This window comes from uncultured Blautia sp., from assembly GCF_902497045.1.
Taxonomy (GTDB): Bacteria; Bacillota; Clostridia; order Lachnospirales; family Lachnospiraceae; genus Blautia_A.
Genome location: NZ_CABVDF010000116.1, coordinates 1 through 8,680, shown reverse-complemented (window position 1 = coordinate 8,680; position 8,680 = coordinate 1). Strand labels below are relative to the sequence as shown.

Sequence of the window (8,680 nt, the reverse complement as noted above, 5' to 3'; positions counted from 1 at the left end):
TCAAAGGAGAAACATTATGCAGCTTTTAAAAGATCGTATTCTGAAAGACGGAATTGTAAAGCCGGGAAATATTTTAAAAGTAGACAGTTTTTTAAATCATCAGATGGATATCACTCTGATCAACGAAATCGGCAAAGAATTTAAAAAGCGTTTTGCCGACTGTCCCATTACCAAAATCCTTACTATTGAGGCCTCCGGTATCGGAATTGCCTGTATTGCAGCCCAGTATTTTAATGTACCGGTAATTTTTGCAAAAAAAGCACAGAGCCTGAATCTGGACGGAGAAATGTACTGCTCCAAAGTGGAATCTTTTACCCACAAGAAAGTATATGATGTGATACTGTCCAAGAAATTTCTTGGACCTGAAGACCATGTACTGCTGATCGATGATTTTCTTGCCAACGGATGTGCTCTGATGGGACTGATCGAAATCGTAAAAGAATCCGGTGCAGTTTTGGAAGGCGCCGGAATCGTCATCGAGAAAGGCTTCCAGACCGGAGGACAGACCATCCGCGAAATGGGCGTACGTCTGGAATCACTGGCCATCATCGATTCCATGACAGATGATTCTCTGACCTTCAGATAAAATATCTGCTGCCGCTTGCTTTTTGTCTTTTGTTTTTACAGAGGATGCATACAAAAAGACAGATCCTGTGTCTTGTGAATTTTCTTTATCTGCGGAATTTTCACAAAACACGGTGATCTGTCTTTTTTATATGCATCTAAGCCTGCTGGACAGAAAATCATATTTTCTCATCTCTGCACAAAGGTAATTTATTTGCTTCCTCTTAATGTAATCCGAGGTTTTTGTGTAGGGGTCGGCTCTGCCTCTTCTTCTGACTCAGGCTCTTCAGTGGGTTCAGGTGTTACAGTTGGGTCCGGAACAGGTGTGGACGTAGGTTCCAATGTTGGCGTTGGAGTTGCCTCCGGACGTATCTCTTCTTCATCATAATACCCATTGTCAATAAGGATTTCATAATTATCTCCATCAATGATCTGAGGTTCGCATAAATATGTTCCGATGATCTTTACACCATTATCATACTGCTCATAATCATTTACCTCCGGATCCTCTTCTCCGTTAAGGCATTGATGGACCATCTGCTCGCAGGCATCTGCAAGAAGTCTGTAATCCATAAAAAGACTAAAGGATATTTTTCCGGAAGCTACGGCTTTTACTGCTTCCGGTTCACATTCCACACCTGTGATCATCGGCCACATTTCACTTCCGGGAACCACACCTCTTTCTTCCAGTACCTCCACTGCAGCCAGTGCCGCCTGGTCAAATCCTGTACAGATAATGTCCGGCTGTTTTCCCTCTTCATAAGAATTTTCCAGTATTTCCCGAAATCTTGTTTCTGCTGACTCCCGGCTCCATCTGAGGATCCCTGTATCATCAAAGCTTACTTTTCCTGATGTACACACAAGAGTTCCATCGTCCAGATAAGGCTGAAGAATTTCCATTACTCCATTATACAGAAACAGAGCCTGGGTGTTATCCAGAGAACCCATAAGAAATTCTATAGTTTTTGTACCTTTTTCCTCACGAAGCTTCTCAAGCTCTTCTTTTTCTATAATTTCTTCTGCGATCATATTTCCGGCCTGACGTCCGCCAAAGGTGGTATAATATTTTACAGCATTGGTATCCATAATCAGCTGGTCATAAGAAAATACCGGAATTTTTGCCTCCTTAACAGGAGCCAGTGCATCCGTAAGCCCATACGGGTCCACCGGAGCTATGATAAATGCCTTAACCTCTGCAGCAAGCATTTCCTGGATCTGGGATACCTGTTTGGATCCATCGCCTTCTGCATAAAAAACCATAGGTTCATATCCATCTTCTGCAAGATTCTGCTCAAGTTCATATGCATCATCAGCCCAGTTATTTTCATCAGGGAACAAAACTGCCACCTGATTGGAATCTTCCTCCTCTGATTCCTCTGCCTCTGAAGTTGCCTCTTCCTCTTCAGCTTCCTTTGTTTCTTCTGTGTCTTTCTTCGTTTCTTTTTCTTCCTCTTTTTCCTTCTGCTCCTCTTCTTCCTCAAGAGCCGCCTGCATCTCTGCATCGTCTCCTGTACCTTCATCCTCTGTCTGCGCGCTTTCACTGGCCGCTTCTGTTGCTTCGTTATTTCCGCACCCTGAAAAAGCGGTCAGTATTGTCAGGGATCCCAGTAAAACAACTGCTGTTTTTCTTTTCATGATACATTCCTTTCTGTCAAAAGGTTCCGAAACTATAATACGCTTCTTTTCATCTAGAACAAAACAAACTGCCACAGGCAGTCATATTCTCCATATACATAAAAACAGAAGGTGTCAAAAGCATCTTGCTTTCGGCACCTTCATGACCGGTTACTTAATCCTCCGGTACAAACTCATCCTTGCCTACTCCACAGATCGGGCACACCCAATCTTCAGGAATATCTTCAAATGCAGTACCCGGCTCGATTCCGCTGTCCGGATCCCCGATTTCAGGATCATATACATATCCGCATGGTTCACATACATATTTCTGCATAATAGCAACTCCTTTCAACTTTCAATTGAAAGCGGTCTCAACCGCTTCATGGCTTCATTATAACGTCAGCTATTTTCTATTGCAAGTATTATTTCACAAACCTTTTGTAAATATAATCATTCGCTTCCTTTTCCTGGGTATCATCCAGTTCGGTCAGTTCCACCTCTGCTCCGTATTTTTTTTGCAGTGCCCGGAGGATCAGCCAGTCTGCAAGCTGTGGATTTTTCGGAAGCAGCGGTCCATGCAGATATGTTCCTATCACATTTTTGTAAATCACGCCCTCGTAACCGGAAACACCATCATTACCCGCTCCTGACAGAACCTTGCCCAAAGGCTGATTCTCTTTAATGCAGGTTCTTCCTCCATGATTTTCAAATCCTACAATCGGCATATCAAAAAGCTCGCTTTTCAACACAATATTATCAATAAGCCTTCCGTCTCCCTGCTCTGTATACATATCCACAAGATCCAGCCCGTTAATCATCCCCTGATCCGTCTTGTAATATTTTCCCAGAAGCTGATATCCTCCGCAGATAGCGATCACAACGCCATTCGACTCTACATATTTTTTAAAATCTTCCTGGATTTCCTTTAACTTTTCGCAGACAATCATCTGCTCCCGGTCGGATCCTCCTCCCAGAAGGACAATATCAAGTCCGGAAAAATCAATCCTGTCATTTAATTCAAACGAAATTGTCTCTGCCTCGATTCCTCTCCACTGACATCTCTTCATCAGGCACTGAATATTGCCCCTGTCTCCATAAAGGTTCAGCAGATCTGGATATAAATGTCCTATCGTCAGTTTCATTTCTGCCCGCCCTCCAATTTCTTCAGGATATTTCTGGTACTGTACAGCGCCGTATAATTTACAAGTACATACAGATTGCCTGTTCCGTCTTTGATTTTATCTCTTACAGCTTTTTCCACATCCGGTTCAAGTTCTGACGGAATATCCACATACTTCAGTCTTAAACGCATATCCTGACAGCGAATACCACTGACCGTAATACTTTTAATGCTGTCTTCACCAAAACGGTCAAAATCCACATCCCAAAGCCATGAAATATCAATTCCATCCTGTGCATTATCATTGATCGCAATGATCACATCTTTTGGCGCAGTGTCCTGCATTACAGCAGAAATATTCTGATTAAAACCTGCCGGATTCTTTGCCAGATTCAGAGTGATCCCTGTTCCCTGAATACGAAACTGCTCCATACGTCCGTTTTCCGGATTGAATTTCTTCAGCATATCCGTAAAGTGCTCTCCTGTCATTCCTGCAGTCCGCACTCCCGCATAAGCAGCAAGGATATTATATACATTATAGAATCCCTTATAATTCGCTGAGATGAGCCTGTTTTCTACACGAAAAGAAAGTCTGTCTCCCACCATTACATCTTCTGCGTTAAAATCCAGTCCGGGACGCTTAAAGCCGCACTGAGGGCAGCAATAATCTCCCAGCTGACTGTAATGATAAAAACTGTACTGAAGTTTTTCTCCACATCGCTTACAGAAACGGCCTTCACGAATTTCATTTGTATCATTTTTCATCACCGGCTGGCTGATTCCGTAAAAAATACAAGGATTACCACTGTCCATGGCAAGATATGCAGAAAGGGCATCGTCTCCGTTTACGATCACTTTCATTTCCGGCACAGACCGTATCATAGTTTCCAGAATATTCATGGTAATGTCAATTTCCCCATACCGGTCCAGCTGATCACGGAACAGATTAGTCAGGACCATATAGTCCGGACGGATCTGCGGAAAAATATATTTGGTAGATGCTTCATCAGCTTCAATACAGGCATAGTCCGCATCCATATGTCCGTTTAGCCTGGCTCCCAGCACGAAAGCTGCAACAACACCATTCAGCATGTTGGAACCTGTATGGTTACAGATCACTTTCTGTCCTTCTGCTTCCAGAGCTGCACACAGCATATTATTCGTAGTTGTCTTTCCATTTGTACCACAGACTGCAAAGATATCCTTCCTTACCTCTGCTGCCAGTTCTTTCAAAATGGGGGGATAAATTTTAAGAGCGATTTTTCCAGCCCACGTTACTCCCTGTCTGCCCATTTTTTTACAGATAAATCCTGCGGTTTTTGCCGCCCAGATTGCTGCAATTCTTCTTATTTTCATGTATTTTGTCCTTTATCAAAATTGTTTATCCAGTTCTCTGCACTTAATGATAGTATCTCCTGTCTGCTGAAAAATACTACCGTAATGATTGTACGATAATTTCTTTTATTTATCAACAGAAACTTCTCTTCCATGACTGTCCTGCCAGCGCTTATTTACTGTTCACTCCATTCACAGAAACAGCAGTACCATGTAAACAGTAACAGTGATTCTTTTATTTTCACATTATGCACCTGGCCGCGTATTCATAAACACAAAAAGGGATATCCGTAAAATGCGGATATCCCAGATATTCATTATGGATTATACTAACTCGATCAGTACTTCCATAGCAGCATCGCCCTTACGCGGTCCGATCTTAACGATTCTTGTATATCCACCGTTACGTCCCACATATTTTGGAGCGATCTCATCAAACATTTTCTTAACCATGTCGATGTCTTTTGTGTTTTTCTTCTTACCAGCAGCCTTAGCCGGTACTTCTTTTACAGGATAGAAAACTTTTGCCATCTGACGACGAGCGTGAAGTCTGGAAGGAGCATCTTTTGTGATCTCTTTCTGAACTTCATCGTATACAGTTTTCTTCTTGCCGTCTACGACTTCTTTTACTCTCTTGCCTTCAGCGTCTTTACGAGCAACTTTAGCAGTTACAGTAACTGTCTCAAAGTTGTCTTTCTCGCGAACTGCCATAGCAATAAGTCCCTCAGCGATCTTGCGGATCTCTTTTGCTTTTGCTTCAGTAGTACGGATCTGTCCGTGATACAGAAGGTTTGTTACCTGGTTTCTTAACAGAGCTTTTCTCTGATCAGATGTTCTGCTTAATTTTCTATATTTTGCCATGATATTTTCCTCCATCTGCGGGACATCAGAACACGCTTGTTCGGTCTTACTGCCCTGATGCTTTGGCACCCCGCTGTAATATTATAAACTAGAAGTATTTTACTCCTCTGTAGGCTGAAGCTGCAGGCCCAGTTCTTTCAGTTTTGCAAGAACTTCTTCTAAAGACTTGCGTCCAAGGTTACGAACTTTCATCATATCTTCAGAAGTTCTGTTGCACAGCTCCTCTACTGTATTGATTCCTGCTCTCTTCAGGCAGTTATAGGAACGAACAGACAGCTCAAGCTCGTCAATGCTCATTTCCAGGACTTTTTCCTTCTCATTGTCTTCTTTTTCGATCATGACCTCAGCGGTCTTCGCATTTTCAGAAAGATCAATGAACAGGCTTAAATGTTCACTTAATACTTTTGCAGCAAGGCTGACTGCCTCATCCGGGTCCAGAGTACCATTTGTGAATACATCAAGTGTCAACTTATCATAGTCTGTCACCTGACCTACACGGGTGTTTTCTACAACCATATTCACTCTGTCAACCGGTGTATAGATGGCATCTACAGCAATAACGCCAATAGGCATGTCATCTGTTTTCCCTTTATCAGCACTTACATATCCACGTCCTCTGGTAATGGTAAGTTCCATAGCAAGTCTGCAGTCCTTACCGCCATTCAGAGTTGCGATAACCTGATCCGGGTTCATGATCTCAATATCCTGATCTGTCTGGATATCAGCAGCTGTCACAACACCTTTTCCCTCACACTCAATGTATGCGGTCTTTGGTTCATTGTCAGAGCTTGTATTTTTGATCGCAAGGCTTTTCAGATTCATGATAATCTCTGAAACGTCCTCTTTTACACCTGGGATAGAACTGAATTCATGCAGTACGCCATCGATCTTCACCTGGCTTACAGCTGCTCCCGGGAGGGAAGACAGCATAATTCTTCTGAGAGAATTGCCAAGGGTAGTACCATAACCTCTTTCCAGCGGTTCCACTACGAATCTGCCAAATTTCTTATCTTCGGATATTTCGGTAATTTCGATTTTTGGTTTATTAAAATCAAACACTATAAGGCTCCCTCCTTCTGGAAAGCTGCGTCATACTTTTAATGTAGTATCCCCAAACTATGCCTTGGCATTGTTTGGGGATCGCATAAAAGCTCAGTTGCACCTTAACTTCTATGCTTTACTTAGAGTACAGCTCGACGATAAGCATCTCGTCTACAGGTACATCAATTACTTCTCTGTTTGGAAGCTCTTTTACAGTTCCGCTGAGAGCATCCTGATTTACATCAAGCCACTCCGGAACAAGTCTTCCGCCTGTTACTTCCAGGATTCCTTTGTATCTTTCGGAACCTTTGCATTTTTCTTTAATCTCGATTGTGTCTCCGGCTTTTACAAGGTAAGACGGAATGTTTACACATTTACCGTTTACAAGTACGTGCTTGTGGTCAACGATCTGACGAGCTTCACGTCTTGTTCTTGCAAATCCCATACGGAAGATCACGTTATCAAGTCTTGTCTCAAGCATAACCATCAGGTTTTCACCTGTCTGGCCCGGCATTCTGTCTGCTTTCTTGTAGTAGTTACGGAAAGGTTTCTCAAGAACACCGTAGATGAATTTTGCTTTCTGTTTTTCTCTTAACTGTAAACCGTACTCAGACATTTTTCTGTTTGCACGTTTTAACTGTCTTGTGGATTTTTTATCAATTCCTAAGTAAATTGGATCCAGACCAAGGGATCTGCATCTTTTCAGTACAGGCACTCTGTTTACTGCCATTTCAAGCTTCCTCCTTAATTAGACTCTTCTGCGTTTTGGTGGACGGCATCCGTTATGCGGAACCGGTGTTACGTCACGGATACTTGTTACTTCAAGACCACATGCCTGAAGTGCACGAATTGCAGCTTCACGGCCTGATCCCGGTCCTTTTACCATAACATCAACAGTTTTTAATCCATGGATAAGAGCAGCTTTTGTTGCAGTCTCTGCTGCCATCTGCGCTGCATAAGGAGTAGATTTCCTTGAACCTCTAAATCCCAGACCACCGGCACTTGCCCATGAAAGAGCGTTTCCTTCGCTATCAGTCAGAGTAACGATTGTGTTATTGAAAGAAGACTGGATATGTGCCTGTCCGTGTTCAACGTTTTTCTTGACACGACGTTTTGTTGTCGTTTTTCTGGTTGCTTTTGCCATTTTAAAACTAACCTACGCTTTCCTTTATTTGAAATATACTATATGTTACGAATTATTTTTTCTTGTTTGCTACTGTTCTCTTCGGACCTTTGCGTGTTCTTGCATTAGTCTTAGTCTTCTGACCACGAACCGGAAGTCCTTTACGATGACGGATTCCTCTGTAGCATCCGATTTCCTGCAGTCTCTTGATATTCAGAGCGATTTCACGACGAAGATCACCTTCTACCATCATTGTTTCATCAATGACAGCGCTGATTCTCTTTACTTCATCATCAGTAAGATCTCTGACACGTGTGTCAGGATTTACATTTGCCTGCGCAAGGATTTTGTCTGCGCTTGGTCTGCCGATACCATAAATATAGGTAAGGCCGATTTCAATACGTTTTTCTCTTGGTAAGTCTACACCAGCTATACGAGCCATGTACTGTTTCCTCCATTTTCTGTTTTGAAAGCCTTCTGTGTACACCACTTGCTCCCGCAAGGTGAAATGGGGTGAATCTCCAGATATGCTTCCTGTTTCTAGTTTCCTAATTGGGGTGCCTCGGTAAAACACCCAGCCGTCTTTGGCGTAAGACAGCCTTTCCGAAATTGCAGCTGATTAAGCTGCTGTTGCCTCTCGGTATTAGGCAATACATGCTTTGATAAAAAATTCAAACAGTCCGAACAACCCTTCCGGGTGTATCAAACTGCAGCCGCACGTTTCACAAACTACCGGCATTAGCCCTGGCGCTGTTTGTGTTTTGGATTTTCACAGATTACTCTGATAGATCCTTTTCTTTTGATGATCTTGCATTTCTCACAGATCGGTTTTACAGATGATCTTACTTTCACTGGAAATCCTCCTCTCGTAGTTTCGACTTGAATCTGCAGTTACGGACGCACTCATAGCGCGTTCGCATTATAGTGTAGCACCAAAGCATACGGATTGCAAGCACTTTTTTTGATTTTTTTAAAATAATAAAAAATATTAAGAACAGCAAGTACCTTCCCGTTTCCAC

11 protein-coding genes are annotated in these 8,680 nt (G+C 42.6%); 1 reads left to right on the top strand and 10 read right to left on the bottom strand.

Annotated features, from left to right (window positions below):
- Positions 1 to 16: 16 nt before the first annotated feature.
- Positions 17 to 586 carry a xanthine phosphoribosyltransferase gene (locus RDS42_RS09365; protein ID WP_308783432.1) on the top strand — a complete coding sequence of 190 codons (570 nt, stop codon included), beginning with the start codon at positions 17 to 19 and terminating at the stop codon, positions 584 to 586.
- Positions 587 to 774: 188 nt separating this feature from the next.
- Here RDS42_RS09365 and RDS42_RS09360 read toward each other — a convergent pair whose 3' ends face one another.
- The 10 genes from RDS42_RS09360 to rpmJ all read right to left on the bottom strand — a co-directional run bounded on the left by RDS42_RS09360 (position 775) and on the right by rpmJ (position 8,513).
- On the bottom strand, positions 775 to 2,199 hold the full coding sequence (locus RDS42_RS09360) for a substrate-binding domain-containing protein (RefSeq protein ID WP_308783431.1): 1,425 nt from the start codon (positions 2,197 to 2,199) through the stop codon (positions 775 to 777).
- A 154-nt stretch (positions 2,200 to 2,353) separates the two neighbouring features.
- Positions 2,354 to 2,515: a rubredoxin gene (gene rd / locus RDS42_RS09355; protein ID WP_022066629.1), complete on the bottom strand. Its 162-nt coding sequence runs from the start codon at positions 2,513 to 2,515 to the stop codon at positions 2,354 to 2,356.
- A gap of 88 nt (positions 2,516 to 2,603) precedes the next feature.
- Complete coding sequence (locus tag RDS42_RS09350; RefSeq protein WP_308783430.1) at positions 2,604 to 3,323, bottom strand: glutamine amidotransferase; 720 nt, start codon at positions 3,321 to 3,323, stop codon at positions 2,604 to 2,606.
- The gene (locus RDS42_RS09345) at positions 3,320 to 4,657 is read right to left on the bottom strand and encodes a MurT ligase domain-containing protein (protein ID WP_308783429.1); all 1,338 of its coding nucleotides are present in this window, start codon (positions 4,655 to 4,657) and stop codon (positions 3,320 to 3,322) included. The genes RDS42_RS09350 and RDS42_RS09345 overlap by 4 nt, the downstream gene beginning before the upstream one ends.
- Positions 4,658 to 4,960: 303 nt before the next feature.
- Positions 4,961 to 5,497: a bL17 family ribosomal protein gene (locus RDS42_RS09340; protein WP_308783428.1), complete on the bottom strand. Its 537-nt coding sequence runs from the start codon at positions 5,495 to 5,497 to the stop codon at positions 4,961 to 4,963.
- Between the two features lie 99 nt (positions 5,498 to 5,596).
- Positions 5,597 to 6,556 carry a DNA-directed RNA polymerase subunit alpha gene (locus tag RDS42_RS09335; protein ID WP_308783427.1) on the bottom strand — a complete coding sequence of 320 codons (960 nt, stop codon included), beginning with the start codon at positions 6,554 to 6,556 and terminating at the stop codon, positions 5,597 to 5,599.
- Between the two features lie 118 nt (positions 6,557 to 6,674).
- Positions 6,675 to 7,268, bottom strand: a complete 594-nt coding sequence (rpsD, locus tag RDS42_RS09330; RefSeq protein ID WP_308783426.1) for a 30S ribosomal protein S4 — start codon at positions 7,266 to 7,268, stop codon at positions 6,675 to 6,677.
- A gap of 18 nt (positions 7,269 to 7,286) precedes the next feature.
- A complete protein-coding gene (gene rpsK / locus RDS42_RS09325; RefSeq protein WP_156355095.1) occupies positions 7,287 to 7,682 on the bottom strand; it encodes a 30S ribosomal protein S11 in 396 nt (131 codons plus the stop codon).
- Positions 7,683 to 7,734: 52 nt separating this feature from the next.
- The gene (rpsM, locus tag RDS42_RS09320) at positions 7,735 to 8,103 is read right to left on the bottom strand and encodes a 30S ribosomal protein S13 (protein WP_177298153.1); all 369 of its coding nucleotides are present in this window, start codon (positions 8,101 to 8,103) and stop codon (positions 7,735 to 7,737) included.
- A 296-nt stretch (positions 8,104 to 8,399) separates the two neighbouring features.
- Entirely contained in the window at positions 8,400 to 8,513 is a 114-nt protein-coding gene (rpmJ, locus tag RDS42_RS09315; RefSeq protein ID WP_003497809.1) for a 50S ribosomal protein L36, read from the bottom strand.
- Positions 8,514 to 8,680: the final 167 nt, after the last annotated feature.